Origin of the sequence: Mycobacterium sp. 155, assembly GCF_000373905.1 — a bacterium.
Taxonomy (GTDB): Bacteria; Actinomycetota; Actinomycetes; order Mycobacteriales; family Mycobacteriaceae; genus Mycobacterium.
The window spans coordinates 119,578-141,151 of sequence record NZ_KB892706.1; the positions used below are offsets into that span (position 1 = coordinate 119,578).

General features: G+C 64.4%; 18 protein-coding genes and 4 pseudogenes. 12 read left to right on the top strand and 10 right to left on the bottom strand.

All coding sequences use genetic code 11. The features are described 5' to 3' along the window. Nucleotides 1-6: 6 nt before the first annotated feature. From B133_RS0121980 to B133_RS0122005, 5 genes are all read left to right on the top strand, one after another. Nucleotides 7-1,722, top strand: coding sequence for an McrB family protein (locus B133_RS0121980; protein WP_018604253.1), 1,716 nt, complete (start codon nt 7-9; stop codon nt 1,720-1,722). 14 nt (nt 1,723-1,736) lie between these two features. After that, nucleotides 1,737-2,843 carry a hypothetical protein gene (locus B133_RS0121985; RefSeq protein ID WP_018604255.1) on the top strand — a complete coding sequence of 369 codons (1,107 nt, stop codon included), beginning with the start codon at nt 1,737-1,739 and terminating at the stop codon, nt 2,841-2,843. A gap of 171 nt (nt 2,844-3,014) precedes the next feature. Beyond that, nucleotides 3,015-3,611, top strand: a complete 597-nt coding sequence (locus B133_RS0121990) for a hypothetical protein (RefSeq protein WP_018604256.1) — start codon at nt 3,015-3,017, stop codon at nt 3,609-3,611. Between the two features lie 562 nt (nt 3,612-4,173). Next, complete coding sequence (locus B133_RS0122000) at nt 4,174-6,669, top strand: ATP-binding protein (RefSeq protein WP_157626095.1); 2,496 nt, start codon at nt 4,174-4,176, stop codon at nt 6,667-6,669. A 75-nt stretch (nt 6,670-6,744) separates the two neighbouring features. Beyond that, nucleotides 6,745-7,761: a hypothetical protein gene (locus B133_RS0122005; RefSeq protein WP_157626097.1), complete on the top strand. Its 1,017-nt coding sequence runs from the start codon at nt 6,745-6,747 to the stop codon at nt 7,759-7,761. A 1,756-nt stretch (nt 7,762-9,517) separates the two neighbouring features. On the opposite strand, the gene B133_RS0122010 is transcribed toward B133_RS0122005, so the two are convergent. Both B133_RS0122010 and B133_RS0122015 read right to left on the bottom strand, forming a co-directional pair. Beyond that, nucleotides 9,518-10,267 carry a sulfocyanin-like copper-binding protein gene (locus B133_RS0122010; RefSeq protein ID WP_018604265.1) on the bottom strand — a complete coding sequence of 250 codons (750 nt, stop codon included), beginning with the start codon at nt 10,265-10,267 and terminating at the stop codon, nt 9,518-9,520. A 5-nt stretch (nt 10,268-10,272) separates the two neighbouring features. Then, nucleotides 10,273-10,548 (bottom strand): SHOCT domain-containing protein, encoded by a 276-nt coding sequence (locus tag B133_RS0122015; RefSeq protein ID WP_018604267.1) that lies wholly within the window; start codon nt 10,546-10,548, stop codon nt 10,273-10,275. Between the two features lie 120 nt (nt 10,549-10,668). Between B133_RS0122015 and B133_RS0122020 the strand changes: the two genes are divergently transcribed. From B133_RS0122020 to B133_RS0122030, 3 genes are all read left to right on the top strand, one after another. Beyond that, nucleotides 10,669-11,040 (top strand): metalloregulator ArsR/SmtB family transcription factor, encoded by a 372-nt coding sequence (locus B133_RS0122020; RefSeq protein WP_018604269.1) that lies wholly within the window; start codon nt 10,669-10,671, stop codon nt 11,038-11,040. Between the two features lie 67 nt (nt 11,041-11,107). Beyond that, the gene (locus B133_RS0122025; protein ID WP_018604270.1) at nt 11,108-13,090 is read left to right on the top strand and encodes a cation-translocating P-type ATPase; all 1,983 of its coding nucleotides are present in this window, start codon (nt 11,108-11,110) and stop codon (nt 13,088-13,090) included. Between the two features lie 2 nt (nt 13,091-13,092). Next, a complete protein-coding gene (locus B133_RS0122030) occupies nt 13,093-13,500 on the top strand; it encodes a DUF302 domain-containing protein (RefSeq protein WP_026256755.1) in 408 nt (135 codons plus the stop codon). Between the two features lie 65 nt (nt 13,501-13,565). Here the strand turns inward: B133_RS0122030 and B133_RS0122035 are convergent, their stop codons facing one another. After that, a complete protein-coding gene (locus B133_RS0122035) occupies nt 13,566-14,306 on the bottom strand; it encodes a transglutaminase family protein (protein ID WP_232423390.1) in 741 nt (246 codons plus the stop codon). A 358-nt stretch (nt 14,307-14,664) separates the two neighbouring features. Continuing rightward, nucleotides 14,665-15,075, bottom strand: a pseudogene (locus B133_RS0122040) (HAD-IC family P-type ATPase); the annotation flags it as partial. Between the two features lie 10 nt (nt 15,076-15,085). On the opposite strand from B133_RS0122040, the gene B133_RS25215 reads away from it, so the two are divergent. Then, entirely contained in the window at nt 15,086-15,211 is a 126-nt protein-coding gene (locus tag B133_RS25215) for a hypothetical protein (RefSeq protein ID WP_255349253.1), read from the top strand. Between the two features lie 48 nt (nt 15,212-15,259). Here B133_RS25215 and B133_RS24570 read toward each other — a convergent pair. From B133_RS24570 to B133_RS23970, 3 genes and pseudogenes are all read right to left on the bottom strand, one after another. Continuing rightward, nucleotides 15,260-15,399 (bottom strand): annotated as a pseudogene (locus tag B133_RS24570) (IS481 family transposase); the annotation flags it as partial. A 76-nt stretch (nt 15,400-15,475) separates the two neighbouring features. Further along, nucleotides 15,476-15,667: pseudogene (locus B133_RS25110) on the bottom strand (hypothetical protein); the annotation flags it as partial. Nucleotides 15,668-15,711: 44 nt separating this feature from the next. Then, nucleotides 15,712-16,200 (bottom strand): hypothetical protein, encoded by a 489-nt coding sequence (locus tag B133_RS23970; protein ID WP_036419797.1) that lies wholly within the window; start codon nt 16,198-16,200, stop codon nt 15,712-15,714. A 156-nt stretch (nt 16,201-16,356) separates the two neighbouring features. Here B133_RS23970 and B133_RS0122065 point away from each other — a divergent pair, with 156 nt between their 5' ends. Together B133_RS0122065 and B133_RS0122070 are read left to right on the top strand one after the other, a co-directional pair. Continuing rightward, nucleotides 16,357-16,605, top strand: coding sequence for a hypothetical protein (locus B133_RS0122065; protein ID WP_018604277.1), 249 nt, complete (start codon nt 16,357-16,359; stop codon nt 16,603-16,605). Between the two features lie 875 nt (nt 16,606-17,480). Beyond that, nucleotides 17,481-18,512, top strand: a complete 1,032-nt coding sequence (locus B133_RS0122070) for a tyrosine-type recombinase/integrase (RefSeq protein ID WP_018604278.1) — start codon at nt 17,481-17,483, stop codon at nt 18,510-18,512. A 166-nt stretch (nt 18,513-18,678) separates the two neighbouring features. Here the strand turns inward: B133_RS0122070 and B133_RS0122075 are convergent, their stop codons facing one another. Together B133_RS0122075 and B133_RS0122080 are read right to left on the bottom strand one after the other, a co-directional pair. Continuing rightward, on the bottom strand, nt 18,679-19,533 hold the full coding sequence (locus B133_RS0122075; protein ID WP_018604279.1) for a zeta toxin family protein: 855 nt from the start codon (nt 19,531-19,533) through the stop codon (nt 18,679-18,681). Next, on the bottom strand, nt 19,517-19,984 hold the full coding sequence (locus B133_RS0122080) for a winged helix-turn-helix domain-containing protein (RefSeq protein ID WP_018604280.1): 468 nt from the start codon (nt 19,982-19,984) through the stop codon (nt 19,517-19,519). The genes B133_RS0122075 and B133_RS0122080 overlap by 17 nt, the downstream gene beginning before the upstream one ends. A gap of 170 nt (nt 19,985-20,154) precedes the next feature. Between B133_RS0122080 and B133_RS0122085 the strand changes: the two are divergent. Continuing rightward, nucleotides 20,155-20,310, top strand: a pseudogene (locus B133_RS0122085) (universal stress protein); the annotation flags it as partial. Here B133_RS0122085 and B133_RS0122090 read toward each other — a convergent pair. Continuing rightward, complete coding sequence (locus tag B133_RS0122090) at nt 20,307-21,122, bottom strand: ZIP family metal transporter (RefSeq protein ID WP_018604283.1); 816 nt, start codon at nt 21,120-21,122, stop codon at nt 20,307-20,309. The pseudogene B133_RS0122085 and the gene B133_RS0122090 sit on opposite strands and share 4 nt — an antisense overlap. Between the last annotated feature and the right edge of the window lie 452 nt (nt 21,123-21,574).

A 21,574-nucleotide genomic window follows, 5' to 3' on the forward strand; every position in this document is an offset into this window, starting at 1 on the left:
CCAACAATGAACCGACCGAACGCCCCGCAAGTCGAGAAGGTCGGCGCCCAGATCTTCAGTGACTGCCTCATCGCCGATGGGTCCCTGCTGACCCCGGGTAAGCAAATCTGGACCAGCGACAACCTCGCCGAACTGCACGCCAACTACATCGGAGCGCCCGACGTGTCGGCCAAGTCATTCTCCGAAAAACTTGCAATCCAACTCGAGCCCTGCTCCCCCGGGGCAAGGCAACTGTTCGCCGAGATCTATGTTCTCAACATCCTGCCGGTCGTGAACTTCCTCGAGTCGACCAAAATCAGAGTCATTGAAGAGGTTCTGGCACCCCTGCACCCGCCGGTGGGATTGACTCCGGATCTTCTCGCTGCATTCAGCGAAGGCGTCTTCCATGGCGGCCCTGCCTGGAGTAGTCGGCGCTGGGCGCAGCTGTCCTTTCTCGTTGAGTTCGCCGAATACTTCAAGAGCCAAGACCCCACTGTCCGAGCTGCGGCCGCCACCGACCCCGAGGCGCTACGCAAGCTCGTGATGGACTCCCCGGGTCAACGTGAGCCCGCCCAGCGCCAAGCGCTGCTCTACACATTCCAACCGCGCTACTACCTGCCCATCGTCAGCAACGAGCACCGCGGGGCCCTTCGCGCCACCTTTGCTGCGCAGTACCTTCCCAACGGCCCCTCCAAGGACGTCGACGCCGACCTCCGAACAATCGTCGACGGCATCGAGAAAGACGCCGGTGGGCCCGTCGACCTGTACGACGACATGTGGAAGCCGAAATGGTTCCCGGAACCGCACCCCGGCAAGAAGGCCGAGACTGGCGGCCACGCCAAGGTCGGCGGCGAGACCGAGTCTTCGGACACCCCTTACACGGTGGCCGACATCGTCGCAGAAGGAAGTTTCCACTCCAAGGAGCGTCTGCAGACGATGCTCGAACACTGGAAGGACAACCAGAACCTGGTTCTGCAGGGTGCCCCCGGGACGGGGAAGACATGGCTCGCCCGGCGTCTGGCGCAAGCACTCATCGGCTCCCTAGTGCCCGGTGCGATCCGCTCGGTGCAGTTCCATCCCAACACTTCCTACGAGGACTTCGTCCGCGGATGGCGCCCCAAGTCGGGCGAACTCGAGTTAGTGGACGGCGCGTTACTCCAGCACGCCGAACGCGCTCGCAGCAGTCCCGACGTACCGCACGTCCTCGTTATCGAAGAGATCAATCGCGGTAACCCCGCCCAGGCATTTGGTGAAATGCTCACGCTCATCGAGAGGAGCAAACGCAATCCCGACGATGCACTTTCGCTGAGCTATCCGAAATTCGACGGGGAGGAGTATTACCTGCCCGACAACCTGTACCTGCTCGGGACGATGAACATCGCCGACCGGTCACTGGCCCTGGTCGATCTGGCCCTGCGCCGGCGGTTCAGCTTCGAGACCCTCGAACCGGCTTTCACCGATGCCTGGGCGAGTTACCTCGCCAAGAAGCTGCCGAATGATGCAGGACTGGTGGAGACGATCCGCAGCCGCATTAGCGACCTCAATACGACCATCGAACAAGACCCCATGCTCGGACCGAACTTCCTGATCGGACAGAGCTTCCTGACACCTCTGCAGACCCAGTCCGACGGCAAGGCATGGTATTTGGGCGTTATCGACACACAGATCGGCCCACAACTGCAGGAGTACTGGTTCGACGCCCGCGAGAAGGCCGACGCCGCCATCGCGGCCCTCAAAGCCTGACCGGCGGGGCACCCGTGATCATCCTCGGCGAGGGCGCTACCAAAGTTCCGGTGCGCAGCATGTGGTTCCTCCTGATCTACGCCTCGGAGCTCCTGGCGGAATTACGGGAACCCGAACGCGACAAGGTCCTCGCGGGCGAACGGGACAACGACCTATTGGATGCCATCGCCGAAGTACTCGTCGTCGAGGTGGAGCAACGACTGCGGCACCAATTGACCCTGCACTACCGGCCCCGCCGCGCCGATCTGGACCGGGTCCGGGGACGCATCGACCACCTACGTACCGTCACGCGCCGGCTGTCCGACCAGGGCCGCATCGCCTGCCGATTCGAGGAACTCAGCGTCGATTCCCCCCGCAACCGATTCATCGCTCACACCCTGCTCTACGCAGCGCCAGCCGTCATCAGAAAAGAACTTGCACAGCGTTGTCGGAACGCCGCCTTCCGGATGCACCGACTCGGCGTCGGCGCCGTCGAACCGTCGCGCAGCGAGTTGTCCCGCGACCGCCTAGCCCACCATGACGCTGCTGACCGCCGGATGCTCGACGCCGCCCACCTCCTGCGGGAGATGGCCATCCCCTTCCATGCCCAAGGCGCTGTGGATCTTCCGGCACTCCTCGACGATGCTGGCAAGCACCGGAAACTCTTCGAAGCTGCAGTGCGCGGATTCCTCCGCTACACGCTGTCCTCGAAGGGATGGATTGTGGGAGCGCGGATCCTCCATTGGCCGTCCAATACGCCTTCGCAAACCGGATACCTACCCGTCATGAAAACCGATGTGACACTTGATAATCCCTCAACGCACAGGCGCATTGTCATCGAGACCAAGTTCACCGACGCCCTGGTCTCGCGGGAGAACAAGATCACAGTGGATAGCGCATATCTTTACCAGCTCTACACCTACCTGGCCTCGCAGACCGGTCAAGGGGACGCCCTCGCCAACAACGCTGAGGGTGTGCTGCTCTTCGTCAAGACATCCGAACGCCCCGACTTCAACGAGGAGACCGAGATCCAGGGCCATCGCATGCGGTTCATGTCGGTCGACCTGGCCGCCACGCCCGCTGAAATTCGCACCCGCTGGCTGCAGTGCCTCACTCCCCACCACGCTCTGGCAGGGCAGTGATGTCGCGCACGTTACAAGTTCCGGTGGGCAACCCAATCAACCCGCCCACGCCTCCGGGCGAGCTTCGCGAGGATCCCTAGCCACGGCGTTCGGCTGCTCTGCTGATATGCACGACCTACGTCAACTGCGGATCGTCCCTGCTCATCACGTGGCTTCACCCAGATCGTTGACGTGCGAGCACCGCGTTGCCAGCGTGCTCAGCCGTGGGTGGTTGAGCAGGGCGTCGCGCACTTTGGTCGCGGGCACCCCGAACTCCTGCAGCGCGACGAGGTAGGTGACGAGGTGAACCGACTCGGCGACTGCATGGAGTTGAAAGCCGGCCCGGTGTCGTCAGACTTCGCCACAGTGCTGGACGGCAAAGCCGTCAAGGGCGCCCGCCGCCTGTTCATGACGGCCACCCCCCGCTACTTCGCCGGGCGCGTTATCAAGGCAGGCAAGGAGGCCGATTTCGAGTACGCGTCGATGGACGACGAGGCGAAGTTCGGACCGGTGTTCCACCGCCTACCCTTCGGCGGGGCCATCGACCGCGACCTGCTCACCGACTACCAGGTGGTTGTCGTCGGTGTCGATGACGCCACCTACCTCGAGTGGGCCCAGAAGGGGATCCTGGTCACCCGCGACGGCAAGGAAATACTCAGCGCGGCAACGCTCGCCGGACAGATCGGCCTTGCCAAGGCAATGCGCAAGTACGACCTCCACCGGATCATCTCCTTCCACTCCCGGGTGTCCCGCGCCCGCGAGTTCGCCGCCTCCCGTGCGCTTCAATAGCGCTGGCGGGGTTGAGGTTTCAGGGGTGAGGAGCATGGCGTGGCGGCATCGCGATATGGACAACGCTCTCGGTGGGTGCTCGAACGGTCGATGACCGCGAGATGATCAGTCGCATCGTGGCCGAGTTTTCGAGCGAGAGCGAGTTCGTCGATTACAAGCGCGCAAGGGCGAAGTTATCGGCAACTTTGCAAATTGCCAAACACAATGACGGATTGCCATTGGAGATGGCGGGAGTTGGCGGATCCGCCATCCTGAATGGCAAAAGTCCTATGAATTCCTGCGGAGCCGTCGGTTCCTGGCGACAGTGACTGGTGAGAGTTGTGATCACCGAGCGGCGAAGTTTGTGCGGGCTTCTCGCGGCGATCGAACAACATAAACGACACGTGGACGTTCCCGGGATTGCCTTGAACATCTCGGGTGGCCTCCACGTGCGGGCACGCTTGTCAACCGATGTCAGCGATAGGATCGGAGGGGTAGCTAAGGCGATTTCCGAGAAAGAGAGCAGAGCCGTATGGGGGGCGTGGAGGCGTCAGCTGGGTTTGCTTATCAACACGCTCAAGCTGTGCAACAGGCACTCGCCCTCGCCGCGGACCCCGGTCTGTACGCTATTCGGGTCGAAGCCGTAAATGACATCATCGACGTTGAACTCCTTTCTGTAGAAAGACAACTCGTCAAAGGGTTCCAGTTCAGGCGGCGCAACCAAGGTGACACCTGGGGGCAGCAAGAACTCATCGACGAACTGGCTCGCTGGTCGGGCCTGGCTGCCGAAAACCTCACAGCCACCTATGAGTTCGTCACCGATGGGCGCCTCGGCCGGACGGGCCTGAAAGTGCGCGATGCGCTGGAGAGGGCCCCGTCCGGTGACCTGCACGACATTCGCGAGCTCATCGCGGGTAAGACGGGAGATGTAGCCGTCAGCGACGATTCGCTGACTCGAGCGGTTATTCGAGCCGAAGTGCTGGCCTACGCCGACCTCATCAGCGGTGCACAAACCCGCGCACAGGCACTACTGCTCAATGTGACCAGCAAAGCTGAAGCCGAGGAGCGCGGCCGATGGGTTGTGCTTGAACTAGTCAACATGATCACCGAGCGCAGCGGCCTGCCCGACGAGAACGCCCGACTCATCACCCGCGACGAAGTTCTGCAGTTACTGGCAACACCGCAGGATCGAATTCCGACTAAGCAGTGGGACGACGCACTCAAAGGGGAATTCTGCGCTTCAGTCCTCGCGCGCGCCGACGAACGATCGGTTGAGCTGGCCTGCCGTCCGGACGTGGCGATCGGCGCCGGATCGGCGGCCGGACCGAAACTCCTGGAGCATTGGGCAGAGCCTGGTGCGGTGCGGCTGCTGGCCGGCGCATCCGGTAGCGGGAAGTCCACGGTCGTGCTGGACATGCAGCGCCGTGCCGCCGAGCACGGTGTGGTGGTGATCGCGGCCCATGCCGAGGATTACATCGTCGGCCGCCTTGAAGCGCTGATCGCAGCGGGTCTTAATCGGCACGCCTACATCGGTGCCCATCCCGCGGTCGGCACCGCCGCCCTCGCAGACCCCGAGGTTGTCATCGCCCTTGACGGGGTGACCGAGATCCCGGCTGAGACGCGCGAGAAGCTTGAGGAAGAGCTCAAGCAGTTTCTGACGGCAGGCCAGCGGGCCGAACTGGTGCTTGTCGGGCGCGGAGTCACCGCAATGCGCGCCATGCTGACCCGCTCGTCCGCGGTGACCGACCTCGTGGTCTGCCCCATGTCTGAAGATGAGCAGTGCCAGATAGTCGGGAGCTTCTATCAGCTTGAGCCCGATCTTGCGCGGTGGCTGGTCCGACGGGTCGGCCATGCCATGCAGGATGTGGCGACCAACCCTCTGATGCTTTTGCTGGGAGCCAAGGCGATTGCACTGCAAGGGAATGCGTCTAGCCCGGCCACGATCTACCTGACGGTGATTTCGGACCTGGCCGAGCAGTGCGGCTACCCCGATGCCAGCGTCCTCGTGGTCGGCCTGGGCATGGCCTACGCCGAGCTGCTCGACGGGCAGAAGCGCTACTGTGACACCCTCGACTGGGTTGCGCTACTTAAGGAGGCCGCCGAACGACTGGCCGACGCGGGGCACTCGGTGACGGTGCGGCGGCTGCGGGAATTCGGTTCCGAGACAGGACTCGTTCGTTCGGCACCTTTCGATACGGTTCGTCCGTTCCATGATTCCTTCGCGGATTTCCTAGCAGGCGTGGCTTTGAGCAGGTCTCTGGCGGACCTGCCGGCCCGGCTCGGGGAACATGATCGAGCACGCGCGCGCTTTCTGGCCCAGCTGTCTGGGGTGAGCGATCGGCTGGCCCACCTGCTCACCCGTGACCTACCGTTTACCGCGGTCAATGTCGTTCCCTACGAGCGGCGCTCGTCTGAGTCGAGGTGGCTCGACGAGACCAAGCGACACCTGGATCAACTGTTGCCCACCGCCGAGGTTCGTCCGACTGTCGCCTATTGGGAAGACGCCAACGGACGGGTCGTGGTGACGGTCGGCGCCGGCGTCGAAGGCTGGTTGGGCGCTGCAGCGCCCGAGAGGGCCGTCATCGAGTCGGGCTGGACGTTCCGACTGGGGAAGGGTCAAGGACCACTGACGGTCGCGGTCCGCATCTGGCACCGGTGGCTCGACCAACACCTCACACCGCCCTCGCTCTCGGGGGTAGCGGTGCCGCACACCCTGGAGGAGTCGTGCGCGCTGCTTGCGGAGCATTCCCAGGCGCTGCTGCGGCATCGACGCGAATTGTCCTCGCTGATGGAACTCGCCGGTCCTGACGCCGATGAATTAGCCGAGGCGGCGACCCAGCGGATCCAGTTCGCGATCTCCGATCACCACGTTGACGAGGAACGAGACCGGGGCGTGTGGTTCCGCGAACGCGCAGAGCTCACGACCGGCGAGGAAGTCCTCGTCGGCGAATTGCCCGATCCCTCGGCGTGGACCGGTCGTGGCAGTGTGGACTCGTTCGTGACCACGGGTGCGGCGCAGAGCGCATCGCGAGACCTTCAGCAGATCATCAATGCGATGGTGGGCAGGACCTGGCTATGATCGATGCCGCACTGGTGACGAAAAGTGTTGATGCGCAGGGGGTGAGCCATGGCGACCGACCACATCTGGCCGGCGGTGCAGGCGCTGGCCGCAGCATGGTCGGCCAGCCCAGTGGTCGACACATTCCTGGCGCGCCATCCCGCGCGTAACGACAGCGAGGATGTCGTCACCGAAGCATTGAGAAATCTGCAGGACGTGCTGACTGAAACGCCACTGTGGACGACGACGTGGGAGCAGCTCGCCCAGCAGTTGCCATCGGTTCAGCTCACTGACGAGGTGCGCGGCTACCTACGACAGATCGCGCCGCTCGGGCACGCAGTGGAGTCGACGGTGGGGTGGGTGCGTAGCCGGCTTCCGTTGTACCCTGCCATTCCCGTGCCGCAATTCTCACCGCGCGGCTATCGCCGATCACGTGAGTTCTCACGCCGGGTGCCGTGGCTTCAGGAGCTTCTCCAGGCCAATCTGCAGGCCGAACCCACACCACCTCACGTGGCCGATCTCCTTCGTCTTGATATGGACGAAGTTATCGGCAGGGCAAAGGATGTCGTGGCGGCGTTCACGAACTCAGCCGAGTGGAAACGCTATGCCGATCTCGCCGCAGCGTTGACCGATCAGGATCGAGACGTCTTGGACGCCGCTCGGCATCGCGTGGGGGTGCTATTGAACCCACGTCTGGTCAACGAGTACGAGGATGCGCGCAACGAACGGCGCAACGCCTATCGCCGGGAACGTGCGGCTGAGGTCATCGCTGATCTGGAAGGTCGACCGAAAGAGTTGGCCGACGCCTTCGATGTCATCGACGATCTGATCGACTGTGCACTGGTCAACATTCACGGGCAGTTGGTTGTTCGCGGTGATGTACCGGTGATCGAGCCCATCGATCTTGACCTGGACGGCCCGCAGGTGAGCTTCGAGTACGACGGCGACGAACCCCTTGGCGTCGGCGAATCGGTACGCCTCAACGATCTTCTGGCGGGCGGTGCCTACCGTATCGACAGCATGAGCTTCCAGTTCGGCCAGTTCGAGGGCCTGCGGATGTCGTTCACCGCGCAAAGCCTTCCCGGCACTGAGAACGCGTTCCAGGCAAGCTGACGACACTACGACCTGCTGTCGGAGTGTCGTGGTTCTACGGTGATGGTGCGTCGTTGATTGAGCTGATGCAATACGGCGGGGCTCACCTGACATAATACTTACTATCAGTAGCTACGCTAAATAACTGTCTGCGACGTCCGTAGGGCCCGGGAAGACGTCGTGCAGTGAATGTCGGAGCCGGGGAGGGGCGGTAGCAGAACACCGAGGCCTGTGGGTTTACAGCGACAGGCCAGCCGAGCCGCCGGTCCGCTCGACGCCAGACCCGCACAGCAGTCAAACTTGTTCTGGAATTCGTGGGATCCGGACGACTCGGGACAATCGACGCTGTCCGCAGCAGCTAGGTGAGTCCAGCGGCCTGGCCTCCAATACGTCACGGTGACGAAATGTCCTGGACCAGGCCTTGCACTCCAAACATCCTGTGTCCCTGACGGTGTACCCGGTGACGGCGCCGAGATCATCGGGACTCGTTCATTACTGCGAGTTGGCCTGCGCCCGGATGCTGTTTGGATGCGCGCGGACGCCGGTGCATGTCGCCGCTGCACTCCCTGGTCACCACGAGTTCTGCGCCCACACCGCCCGGCTGGTGCTCCCGTGATGACGACGACAACGGTGCAATACAAGGACGTCCGACACGCCGCCGTCTCGATTCATGCATAACGTCGGTTATCCATGAGTAGCGCAGAACCTGTTGCAGCGGTGGGGGATAGGTAGCAGCGTCGAGGGTGCCGGCGCGGATGTTGGGTTCGGGGCAGCGGTGTTGTTCGCCGCCTGGCGCGCGGCGGGTCGTGGTTTGCTGGCAGAAGGCATGTATTCGAAACGTGCACTATTCGTCCTTCTACACATGGTTCAGGGCTGTGGGCGGGAATTCAGTCTGAGGCGATTTCGTCGACAGCGGCACGGGCTGTGCGCTCGACACCGATGAGTGTCGCCCCGCTCCCTGGCGGAATGGCTCAGGACGCTCGTCGCCCAGGGACCGAGTGTCGACGGTGGTTTTGTAATCGTGCTTCCAGTTGCTGATAGCGACCCGTGTCCGTGTCCTTGGCCATGAAAAAGTCCCGGGCCAGTGAAGCAGGAGTTGCTGATGTTGCGGCATTCGTCGCGGATTGAAACTGGGGTTTTTCAGGTGTCTCACGGCCGTCATCGCCGATTTGTCTCACGTCGGATGACATTTCCCAAAGGGTGCCCGGCGCCCTGACTGAACATGCCGTCGCGCCTTTGTTGTCCAATTCTCTCTGGGGGTAATTCCCTAGTGGGCGAGAAGGATTCAATAATCCCAGGGGTCCGGGCCCATCATTCCGGGCCCCCACTGACCGGGATCCCCCTGTCCAGGTCCCCACTGGCCGGGCCCCCACTGGCCGGGCCCCCCCTGTCCAGGTCCCCACTGGCCGGGCCCCCACTGACCGGGACCCATCATTCCTGGCCCCCACTGTCCGGGACCCATCATTCCTGGCCCCCACTGACCGGGACCCCACTGACCGGGGCTGGGGCCCCATTGGCCGGGGCCCGCGCAGTCGGGGTACCAATTGCCGTCTGCTCCCCAGCATCCGGGCGGGTCCATCGGGTTTGGTCCCTGCGCTGGATACGACGATGTTGGTATCGGTGTCGAGGCGGCAAGAAGTCTCGCTTGGGCGGTGGCGCTGCCACCGGGCCCGCCGAGAATGATGGCGGACCCGAGCAGCAAGATTGCCAGGCTGGTGGTGGGGAGTTGTCGTGTGGTGAACATGGTGTGTCACCTCTCCTAGAGTGCGTGGGGGACCTACTTGGGTGGACTCACATCTAATTCGGTGTACATGCCGGTCCAGTAGTGGCCGGTGATGTTGCAGATCAGTTCATAGCGGCCCGGCGTGAGGGTGACGGTGGTCCAGCCACTGGCTCCCGGTGCGATGCCCATGGCGTTCTGGTTCTCCTCGCGGTCAGCGCCGCAGGTGCGGGAGGCTTCCGCGACGCTGCCTGTTTCGTCGACCTTGCCGTCCGGGCCGATGGCCCGCTGTCCTGGGTATTGACCTTTGGCCAGTGGCAGCACGACCAGTTCGTGGCTCAATGCGCCAGCGTTGGTGACACGGAAAGACACCTGGCCCGGCGGGACGGTCGCCGGGTTGACCACGATGCGCATCATGCCCATCATGCCCATCCCCATCATGCCCGGCCCCATCATCCCGGGTCCCATCATTCCGTGCATATCGGTGAGGGTCACATCGACGACGGTGCCCGGCAACGCCGGCACTGAACAGGACGGGACAGCGGGAGATCGCCCAGGTCCCATCATGCCGGGTCCCGGCATGCCGGGCTGGCCCATCATGCCGGGTCCCATCATCGTCCCCGGCCCTGGTTGTCCGGTGCCCATCATGCCCGGACCCATTCCATAGCCGGGTGGGTACGGCATGTTCGCGGCGATGCGGTTCTGCCGCATCGCCATTCCGATGCTCAATGCCACGACACAGGCGACGGCGACGACCACCGCCGCAACAGCGATAGCCAAGTCACGTGATTTCCGGTCAGTTTTCATGGCGGTCAGCGGTGCTCGCGCAGCAACGCCATCCGCTGCCTGAACTCGTCACCGTCGATCTCGCCTCGCGCGAAGCGGTCGGCCAGCCGATCTTCGGCACGCATGCCCTCAGGACCTGCGCTGCCGTGATGGTGAAGGCTCGCGCTGCCTGACAGGTAGCGGACGGCGAAGATGATCGCCACCACCACGGCAATCACTAGAAGCACCATCAGCACGCTCATCACCACACCGCCCCAGCCCCAGCCGCCATACCCGCCGTGATTCCACCCGTATCCATCCATCACTGCCTCCCCACACATCAGCCGTTATCCCGACAACTCCTGGCCAAGCATGCGCCGGCACTGCGACCGTGTGTAGGGCCGATGGTCCTTTTCTCCACCGAATTGCTATAACATCGTTCGATGGAGATGACGAGCACCTCGGCAGAGGTGCAACGGGTCGAGCTGGCCCCAGCTGCGGCACTATTTCGTTCCCTCGGCGACCCCACCCGGCTGGCGATTGTGCACCGACTGGCCGCAGGGCCTGCGCGGGTCGCCGAGCTGGTTCAGGCAGTGGGGCTGGCCCAGTCCACCGTCTCCAAACACCTTGCCTGCCTGCGGGAGTGCGGGCTGGTGGACTCCGAGCCGGTGGGCCGCGCCTCCCTGTTCCGGCTGACCCAGCCCGCGCTGCTCGACGTGCTCGCCGCCGCCCAGCCGCTGCTGGATAGCACCGGCTATGCCGTCGCACTGTGCCCGACTTACGGCGTGGACAGCCTCACCCCCGAGACGTCGTGACCGGCCCCCGCGAGGTGCCCGCCGCCGATCAGGCGATCCTGCCCTGCGTCTGCCGGGAGGTGACTCGATGAGCGATGCGTGCGGCTGCGGCAGCGACGAAGACCCGACGGGAACGCCATCTGAGGATGAACCCGAGCGGATCTGGCAGATCAGTGAGCTACGGGCGGCGGCGTTTGCCGGTGTGGCGTTACTGGCCGGCTATATCGTGGGCTGGCGTGGCGGGCCCCACCCGGTCCAGATCGGGTTGTATGCGGTCGCACTGCTGACCGGTGCGTGGACGTTCGTGCCGGGCACGCTGCGCCGATTGGTCCGCGGCAAAATCGGTGTCGGGACGTTGATGACGATCGCCGCGATCGGCGCTGTGATCCTCGGCGAGGTCGGCGAGGCCGCCACGCTGGCGTTCCTGTTCTCGATCAGTGAGGGTCTCGAGGAGTACTCGATCACCCGGACCCGCCGCGGGCTGCGCGCGCTGCTATCGCTGGTCCCCGATGAGGCCACCGTGATCCGCGACGGCCGCGAGCAGACGGTGTCACCGGCGGAGTTGAAACTCGGCGAGACGATGGTGGTCAAGCCCGGTGAGCGGATCGCCACTGACGCCACCATCCTCACCGGACACAGCTCCCTAGACATGGCGGCGATCACGGGGGAATCCATGCCGGTGGAGGCCGGGCCCGGCGATGAGGTGTTCGCGGGGTCGATCAATGGCACCGGGGCCCTGGAAGTCAAGGTCACCGCCAGCGCCGAAGACAACTCGCTGGCCAAGATCGTCCGCATTGTGGAGGCCGAGCAGTCCCGCAAAGGTGCCAGCCAGCGACTCGCCGACGCCATAGCCAGGCCCCTGGTGCCCGCGATCATGGTCGTTGCCGCAGTCGTCGCCGCCCTCGGCAGCCTTCTCGGCGACCCGCGGGTATGGATCGAACGCGCCCTGGTCGTCCTGGTCGCGGCGTCGCCGTGCGCGTTGGCGATCGCGGTGCCGGTGACGGTGGTCGCCGCGATAGGCGCGGCCAGCAAACTCGGCGTACTGATCAAGGGCGGCGCAGCCCTCGAAGCCCTGGGACGCATCCGCCAGATCGCCCTGGACAAGACCGGCACCCTGACCCGCAACCGCCCCGTCGTCATCGACGTCGCCACCGCCGGCGGCGCCTCCCGCGACGAGGTGCTGGCGGTGGCCGCGGCCCTGGAAGCGCGCAGCGAACACCCCTTGGCCCGGGCGATCCTGGCCGCCGTCGCAGAGGTGACTGCGGCCGACTCAGTCGAGGCCGTCACCGGCGCCGGGCTGCGCGGCCACCTCAACGGCACCCCCGTGCGGCTCGGGCGCCCCGGATGGATCGCGCCGGGATCGCTCGCCGGTGACGTCGAGCGGATGCAGCAGGCCGGGGCAACCGCGGTGCTCATTGAGCGAGACGGCGTCGTGATCGGTGCGGTCGCGGTCCGCGACGAGCTACGACCCGAAGCACTCGAAGTCGTCTCCGCGTTACACCGCGATGGCTATCAGCTGGCGATGCTCACCGGTGACAACGAGCGCACAGCCCGCACCCTGGCCGCCGATGTCGGCATCGACACCGTGCATGCCGATCTGCGGCCCGAGGACAAGGCCCGGATCATCCAACAGCTGCGCGCCGCTTACCCCACGGCCATGGTCGGTGACGGTGTCAACGATGCCCCCGCGCTGGCTGCCGCCGATCTGGGCATCGCGATGGGCGCGATGGGCACCGACGTCGCCATCGAAACCGCCGATGTCGCGTTGATGGGTGAAGACCTCCGCAACCTGCCCAAAGCGCTGCGGCACGCCCGCCGTTCACGTCGGATCATGCTGCAGAACGTCGGCCTGTCATTGGCGATCGTCACCGTCCTGGTGCCGCTGGCACTTCTGGGAGTGCTCGGCCTGGCCGCGGTCGTCTTGGTCCACGAAGTCGCCGAGATCGTGGTCATCGCCAACGGCGTGCGCGCCGGCCGCACCCCACCCCTGGCCGCCCTCCCGCACCCGGACGGCCCCCGCGCAACCGCACAACCCGAAAACACCGTAAACAACCGAGCGGAAACGAGATGACGATGACAGCCCTGGCACTATCCACCACACTGCACACCACCTTCGACGACGCGGTAGCCCGCACACGTAAAGCGCTGGCCGACAACGGGTTCGGGGTGCTCACCGAGATCGACGTGAAAGCCACCATGAAGGCCAAACTCGACGCCGACCTGGCCGACTACCTCATCCTGGGAGCCTGCAACCCGCCCCTGGCCTACCAGGCCGTGCTCACCGACCCCGAGATCGGGCTGTTCCTGCCCTGCAACGTCGTGGTACGCGCCGACACCACCCACGGCGACGACACCGTCATCGTCGATGCCATCAACCCTGAGCTGATGGCCCAACTCAGCGACGCACCCGCAATGGAACAGGTGGCCCAACAGGTCACCGTCAAACTGCAAGCCGTCATCGACGCCCTCGGCGGGCAGTAACCCACCCCGGCGAGGGATCAGAACAAACACACCTTCCGCGGCAGGGGAACGCACAAGCGACGGTGCTATCGGGCATTCCTCCGCGTCGAGGGGCACGGTGAAGTACCTGCTGCTCGGATCGAGGCCACCTTCGTGTTCATGGCGGTGCGCATGAGGTGCCGGTACAACCATCCCTTGAAGCCACGGGCGTTGACGCCGTGCGCGCGATAGAAGGTGTCGGGATCGTCGAAGACGCCGAAGTCCTTGTTCACCCCGGTCGCCTGGATGCGGGTGTCTGTTCCTGCCCAGTGGATCGGTGGGTTGGCGAGGTCGTCGGTACCGACCCCGTAGCCGAGGAACGGGCCGCCGTCCTGCTTGATGGAGGTCCGGAGCCCGTCGAGGTAGGTGTCATCGAGGATGACGCCTTCGAGGCCGACCCAGTGACCGGCGACGAACACCTCGGCCCAGCTGTGGAGAATGCTGGTCGGAGCGAGCCGGTACAGCAGACCGGTCATCACCCCCTGTTGGAGGCGCTTGTCGATGGTCGCGCCGTGAAATCGGCACCCGATGCCGCTGGCTCGCAGCAGTGCCATCAATAGGGTCGTCTTCGTGTTGCACTGCCCATAGCCGTCCGCCAGCACCGCCGACGCCGGGATGTCGTCGGACACGTTGTACCCGAACGGTATCTCGCATCGAACGAAGTCATAGACCGCGCCGATACGGGCACGTTCGGGAAGCTCCATCCAGGACCGCTCTCCGACAAGGGTTTTCAGGCTCGGACGGTCGACATCGAGCAACGCCGTCGCTCTGAGGTAGCGGTCATCCACGGCGCGCAGCCTACGCTTGAACAGTGCTCGACGGCCAAGGGCCGAGTCGGCAGCACGAAGTGTTGCACCCATGATGTCGGGGAGTATTCGATAGCAGTGCCCGGTATGTAGCAGTTTCGGGCCGGTGCGGCCGATTGCCGCGTCGGGGTTGGCGACGACCAAGGGCGGCGCGGGCCGTGCTGTTCCGCTTCTCCCGCCTGTGTCTGGAAGTCCATGACCGCACCGGCGTTGTGGCCGGATGACTGAGCGAAACAGCCTGGGCGGCGGCGGTGACGATCGTCGCATCGTGATGGTCGACGGTAGGCCGACGCGCAGCGTGACTGTTCATGCAGGGTGCCGATCACCTTGGGGTGCAATCTCATTCGACCTCGACCTCGACCTCGGTCTTGGGTAGTGGATAGCGCAGCAGGCGCAGCGCGTTGGCCACCACTACCAGTGTTGAGCCCTCGTGGGCGAGCACGGCCAGACCGATGCTCAGGCCGAGGATGGTCGCGGGGATCAGTAATGCAACCACCCCGAGGCTGGCGAGCAGGTTCTGGCGGATGATCCGGCGAGTGCGTCTGCTCAGGCCGACGGCGAAGGGCAGCGCGTTGAGGTTGTCGGCCATCAAGGCGATGTCGGCGGTTTCCAGGGCCACATCGGATCCTGCGGCGCCCATAGCGATGCCGACGGTGGCGTTGGCCATCGCGGGGGCGTCGTTGACGCCGTCACCGACCATGGCGACCTGGTGCTCGCCCTCACGCAGCCGGCGGATCGCCTCGACAGGGTCAATTCTCTACGTGGTCGTCCAGCTACTGCGTGTCGCGCAGAACCTCGGTCACCGCAAACTCATGTACTGGGGCCTGCTGGCAGGCCTGATGCTCGGCTTCGGCACCGATTTCGTTATCGCTGCGGTTGGGGCCTGACCCAGGCTGGGTTGGTCGCCGAACGAATCACAACGAAACGCGTATGCAACCACCATCGGGATATCGGCGGGCCCAGCGTGCCGCCGTGGTCACTGCGACCTGAAACCGTTCAGCGGCCCGCCACCCTGAACAACGCAGCGAGCCAGCCGCAGAGGACCGGCCTTTAGACAGGGGGGCCTCCTGGTGATGAAGCGGGTACTAGACAGCTCCACTTCACCACCGGAGGCCTTCACCTGTCACACACGCTCACGGCACCCGGGGCCGCTACTCGTGGTCGCCAGCGTCTTCCAACGCTTCGGGTTTGACCACGCTAAGGAGGATGGCCGAGTCTTCGAGGGCTTCGAGTCGGTGCCGTGGCGGGGGCAATTCGAGCAAGTCGCCGGTGATCCCGTCCCAGTGGTTATTGTCGGTGCTCAGCCGCACTCGGCCCCGGATCACGTAGATGGTCGCTTCGCCCGCGTCGATAGGCCGGCCAGTCGCTCATTCGCAGCGGCGACGTCCTAGCGTTGTCCGGCTGGCGGGGACATCGGGGCTGTTGAGCTCGGAGTCGGGCCTCCCATGCCGCCTGGTCCCATGCCCCCGGGCATCATCCCGGGTCCCATGCCCCCGGGCATCATCCCGGGTCCCATGCCGCCTGGTCCCATGCCCCCGGGCATCATCCCGGGTCCCATGCCCCCGGGCATCATCCCGGGTCCCATGCCGCCGGGTCCCATGCCCCCGGGCATCATCCCGGGTCCCATACCTCCGGGTTGCATCTGCATCATGGGACAGCCGCCGCCCATCTGGGCGCCTCGGTGCCACCCGTAGCCGTCTGTCGTTCTGCCTGCGAAGAATCCGGAGAAGAAGACCACCGCGACGATGAACAGGGCACCGGCGACGATGCCCACCCAGGCTAGAACCTGGTACAGCCGTGTGTTCCGGTGAGCGACCTCAGGCGCCGCGGCCGGCGCGAAGCTCATGTCAGTCGTGCCCTCTGCTGAATCGGTCATTGCGGTGATTCCTCCCTTTGAACTTAGGTCAAGTCTTCCGACCCAGTGGGTTGGGTCAGTTGGAGTGGCCCAACTGTTGCCTTCGCCCACACCGCCCCGTTTGGCGGACTCCCTTCCACTGTGCGTCGTTCTACCGAGGGGTTCGGTGTTGGTTGTGTGAAGATTCGCTCAAGAACCGAAGCCAACCCGAACGTCTGGATCGGTAACGATCAGCAGTTTCTGGAAGCGGCCCTTCGCGTTGAAGACGCCAATGCTCAGCGGCATGTAGGGGCGTTGATGGAAGAGGTCGCTCACTCGCCCGGAATTCCACAAGCGCACGTGACGAGCACGGAAGGTCGTTGGATCGACTTCGCGGTCGGCATGGGCCTTATCCAACGCGTGGTGGTTCAGACCGCCGGCGACTGAACCGCCTGTAAGTCTTTACGCGGCTGGCCCGGTGCTGGCTGACAGGATCGGTGTCGCCGTCCTGATTGGGTGTGACTCCTGAATCGTCTGGCCCCGTGAGGGTGCCCTTCCCGGGATCTGTCCACCGATCGGGGGCGGCGACGCCGGCCCGGTCTTGCTTCGGTGGCTTGATTAGAAGCCTGCCCGACTCGTTGCCGCGAGTCGTGGCCCGTTACAGGCCTGCCTCGAAATTCGACGGCGGCGTTGATTGAGCTGATGCAATACGACGAGGATTACCTGACATAATACCTACTAATCAGTAGCTACGCTAAATAACTGTCTGCGACGTCCGTAGGGCCCGGGAAGACGTCGTGCAGTGAATGTCGGAGCCGGGGAGGGGCGGTAGCAGAACACCGAGGCCTGTGGGTTTACAGCGACAGGCCAGCCGAGCCGCCGGTCCGCTCGACGCCAGACCCGCACAGCAGTCAAACTTGTTCTGGAATTCGTGGGATCCGGACGACTCGGGACAATCGACGCTGTCCGCAGCAGCTAGGTGAGTCCAGCGGCCTGGCCCCCAATACGTCACGGTGACGAAATGTCCTGGACCAGGCCTTGCACTCCAAACATCCTGTGTCCCTGACGGTGTACCCGGTGACGGCGCCGAGATCATCGAGACTCGTTCATTACTGCGAGTTGGCCTGCGCCCGGATGCTGTTTGGATGCGCGCGGACGCCGGTGCATGTCGCCGCTGCACTCCCTGGCCACCACGAGTTCTGCGCCCACACCGCCCGGCTGGTGCTCCCGTGACGACGCCGACAACAACGGTGCAATACAAGGACGTCCAACACGCGCCGCGTTTCATGCATAACGGTCAATATGCATGAAATACTGACGGGGTGTCACCCCCAGCCCTCGGCGCCGACCGCCCTCGCCCGGAGTGGTTCGCGACATTTCTGGCGGACCGGGGAAGCCGCAAGCCGTCGGCGCACACGCTGGCGGCCTACTGTCGCGACTTCGACGGCATCGCCGAGGTCGTCGTCGGCGGCGCGGATGTGGCATCCATGCGATTGGCCGACATCACCCTGGACTCGCTGCGGACGGCGTTTGCCGTCTTCGCGGAAAGCCATGCGCCGGCCTCCATCCGCCGCTGCTGGTCGACGTGGAACACGTTGTGCACATTCCTCTACACCGCCGAGCTGATCGCGGCCAATCCGATGCCCATGATCGGACGGCCCAGAACGGGCAGGACACTGGCAAAATCGCTGCCGCCCAACGCGATCGAAGCCCTCATCGGTGTCCTGGCAGCCGAGGAGCCGTCCACACGGCGCAGCGACTGGATCGAACGCGACCGTGCCATCATCCTGACCGCGCTGCTGGCCGGCCTGCGCCGCGAGGAATTGGTGGGCGCCAACATCGGCGACATCCGCCCCACCGACACCGGCGCGGTCATCCAGGTGCGCGGCAAGGGCAACAAGGACCGCCGCGTGCCGATCGAGGCTCCCCTGATCGAGGCGCTGCAGCAGTACCTGGCTAGCCGCGCCATGCGATTCCCCCGGCCCGCGGGCCGGCGAAGCGCCCCGGGCGGGCAGTTCGCGACCTGGCCGGCCACTGCGCCGCTGTTCGTCGGAGCTGACGGCGAACGTATCACCCGCGGCACGCTGCAGTACCGTGTGCTGCGGGCGTTTCAGCGAGCCGGTATCGACGCCGAGCGGGCCCGCGGGGCCCTGGTGCACGGCTTGCGCCACACCTTCGCCACCGAACTGGCCAACGCCGAGGTCAGCGTCTACATGCTCATGCGCCTGCTCGGGCATGAATCGATGGCCACCTCCCAGCGCTACATCACCGCCGCGGGCATCGAGACACGTGAGGCTGCCGCCCGAAACCCGCTCTACAAGATCCTCCAACCCTCTGGTGATGGCGAATATTGAACTCTGGCAAAAATGCAAGAATCATGAATCCTGAAAATGGTTTCACCGCGACTCATTCCGAATGAAAAGTAGATCATGTCACGTAACGCCGTCAATCCAGTTTTGCTCCAAACGGATTCGCGCTCAGATTGTCCGCCGATAAGTCGTGGGTTGGCGCGCAGTCCAATCATTGGCGGTAGTAACGTTCGTCGACCACCTCGAGCGCGCCAAGTGGGCTCCCGTGCAGGATGGTGACATGGACGTGTGGAACTTCGCCTGATTGAGCCGTGTCTATGAATTGCAGTGCGTGGGAGGTACATACGGAACTGGCAGCTTGTGTGTAGCAGACGTCGATGGCCTCGGCCGGAATGAACCGACCCCCCAGTTGATCGGCGCCGTTGACCCAGAGTTGTCGACCCTGCCACCACCGAGTCAAGGCTTGTTGGTGGGCGACGGCCCGTCCGACGTCGACTCCATACACCTCGATGTCGGTGTACTCGGCGTCCGCGAGTTCACGAAAAATTCTGGGCCCCTGCCCATCCCAGGTGAGCGTGCCCTCGACGACGATGTTTTCTTTGCGGATGATGCATAGTCGTCGAATCTGGTCGGCTAGTTTCACCGATTCGAGGTGAACGAGCCCGGCGAGTTCGCGGGGTGCCAGCGCGTGCCCGTCCGCGAGAATCTCGACCAGCAAGTGGTCGTAGATGCCGTCGTGGAGTGCCTGTTCAATGAGGTGGTCCTTGACGATGTCGGCGTCGACCACCCGGTAGTCGCCCAGATCAGCAACCAAGGCGCGCAGCATCGAGCTCTTTCCTGATCCGGGTGCGCCAGCTGTGACGATCGCTGAGCGGCCGTCGCGGCGGGGATTCTCGCGGGCGAGATACCTGTCGATGATGTGTTTGTGCAACCGCGCGCGGCCGACATCGGTGGCATACCGGTATTCCGTGCATTCAGCAGCCTCGCGGTGCAGTGGTCCACCTGCTACCGATCGGATGGTGAGCTGTTCGGCTACTTCAGCGCGCAGGTCAGCGTCGGGCGCCACTGCCCATGCTCTTGAGGTGGCGGGCGGCCAGAGCCTGGAACTCCTCGTCGCTGAGCAGGCCTCGGTAGAAGGCCATCTCGATTTCGTCCCAGTCCCCGGTTATATAGGCGTCGGTGGCGACACCGTCGACGCGCACGACACCCCCGAAGGAGTACTTCCAGTTAAGGAGCCTGTCCATCATGTCAGCGGTGTCGATGAGTCCGGCGGCACGGCGATCGATGATCTCGGCGGGCCTCTCGTCGAGCAGCGCGGGATCTTCGGTTAGCCGGCGCAGGATGCGCTGGACTGTAGCCTGCGAATGGATACCCACGATGTCGCTGATCTGCCGCTGCGAAAGCCCCGCATGATTGGCGGCCTGGTAGATCGCGCGCTCAAGTTCACGTTCATCGATACGTTGGCGCGCAGCTCTGGCCGTCAGCCTCTTCTGGGCGTCGGCGACGTCGGTTGACATGACCCGTACCTTTCGCGATTCATTTTGAATCAATGTCCACTGTAGAGGTAGGACACGCTCGGCGCCACCATGACCGTCCGGGGTCCGGCCGGCGACTAATGCACATATACAACCGCGCACACCTCTGCCATGGCTTTACCGGCTCCAACATAACTGCGTGACAGATGCGCCGTCTCGGCGTCTGCGATCGGCCGGTGCGGAAGCTGGTCGAGCAGTCCGAGTCCGCGCAACTCGTCTTCGGCAGCCACGGCCGCGGCGGGTTCACCGGGATGCTGCTGGGTTTGGTCAGCACCGCGGTGGTCCAGACCCCGGCCGGTGCGTCTTAGGCGCCGGCGGCGGTGATGATCGCATCAGTGGCGAACCCGGCGAGCATGCCGAGGAAGATCCCCCAGGTGGTGATGGTCTTGAGATTGGCCTTTCGAGCCACTGCGAGCAGCTCGATGACGACATAGAGGATCGAACCAGCGGCCAGGCCCAGGAAAGCGATCGAGACGGTGTCGTTGACGAAACGTTGTCCCACGAGTGTGCCCAGGAAGGTGGGGCCTCCGCCGATCAGCCCGAGGAGTGCAAGGAAACCCCACGACGGGCGCGCACCAGTCAGCGGCGCGACGATACCGAAACCTTCGGTGGCATTGTGCAGCCCGAAACCGATGACCAACATGACGGCCAACGACAGCTCACCGCGGGCTGCTGAATTGCCGATGGCCAGGCCTTCGGCGAAGTTATGCAGCCCTATCCCCACGGCGATCATCAGCGCAAGCCGACTTGCACTGTCAGACAGCGGCCGTCCGGCGAGTTCGCTGAGCGCTGCTGCGCCAGGTCCCGGCGGGGCCGCGTTTGTGTGGACGCGGCGCCGGTCCACCCAAACCAATCCCAGCAGTCCAACACCAAACGCGGCTGCCAGGACCACACCGTTACCGAGCGCAGCACCGATGCGGTGGGCGCCCAGAGCGGTATCGATCGGCTCCCAGGCATGGGTGAGCACGTCCCACAACAGGAACACCAGAACGCCGATCGCGACCCCATTGAGCGCCGTCTTGAGCTGGGGCAACGGCGTGCGCAAGCGGCCAATCGGTAACCCGAGAAAGATGGTGAATCCAGCGATCGCACCGAGGACGGCGATCTGGGCTGCGGACATGACTCGTGCTCCGATCCAAAGGGAGACTAACGACCGGAAGCCTAATTGAGGTAAGCCTCATCTAACAAATACTCAGCTGCCTTGCAAGCCGACGGAACAACGATTCGGCCGTAGTCGCCACAAGCAGCGCCGCAACTTCGAGGCGCTGTGGAGCGCGGCGGTCTGCGAAGACGTCCTGTTCGTGGCCTGACGGCGCGCTGGCACGGTCCGGCACCTAGCGGGCAGACCGCAGTGCAGGCGATGCAAGTGCTGACCACTGGCCCCACACCAGTCCGGGCACTCGGGTGCCACCTCGGACGCGGGGCGTGGCGCGACGGGCAACCCGGGTGGCCATCGCTTGTGCGCGGGAGCGCGCTGGCGACCGACCGTGACCGTGGGCGGCTGTCCAGCGGAAGCGCCTGCGGCGCTGCTGTAATCGGCCCCCACCGCCCTGACGGGCGGCGGCGGCCGTG

What these genes read in the sequence shown, in the direction of transcription:
- B133_RS0121980 (WP_018604253.1), top strand. Translation starts at nt 7, where the DNA reads ATGAACCGACCGAACGCCCCGCAAGTCGAGAAGGTCGGCGCCCAGATC.
- B133_RS0122010 (WP_018604265.1), bottom strand. Translation starts at nt 10,267, where the DNA reads ATGAAAACTGACCGGAAATCACGTGACTTGGCTATCGCTGTTGCGGCG.
- B133_RS0122015 (WP_018604267.1), bottom strand. Translation starts at nt 10,548, where the DNA reads ATGGATGGATACGGGTGGAATCACGGCGGGTATGGCGGCTGGGGCTGG.
- B133_RS0122020 (WP_018604269.1), top strand. Translation starts at nt 10,669, where the DNA reads ATGGAGATGACGAGCACCTCGGCAGAGGTGCAACGGGTCGAGCTGGCC.
- B133_RS0122025 (WP_018604270.1), top strand. Translation starts at nt 11,108, where the DNA reads ATGAGCGATGCGTGCGGCTGCGGCAGCGACGAAGACCCGACGGGAACG.
- B133_RS0122030 (WP_026256755.1), top strand. Translation starts at nt 13,093, where the DNA reads ATGACAGCCCTGGCACTATCCACCACACTGCACACCACCTTCGACGAC.
- B133_RS23970 (WP_036419797.1), bottom strand. Translation starts at nt 16,200, where the DNA reads ATGACCGATTCAGCAGAGGGCACGACTGACATGAGCTTCGCGCCGGCC.
- B133_RS0122080 (WP_018604280.1), bottom strand. Translation starts at nt 19,984, where the DNA reads ATGTCAACCGACGTCGCCGACGCCCAGAAGAGGCTGACGGCCAGAGCT.
- B133_RS0122090 (WP_018604283.1), bottom strand. Translation starts at nt 21,122, where the DNA reads ATGTCCGCAGCCCAGATCGCCGTCCTCGGTGCGATCGCTGGATTCACC.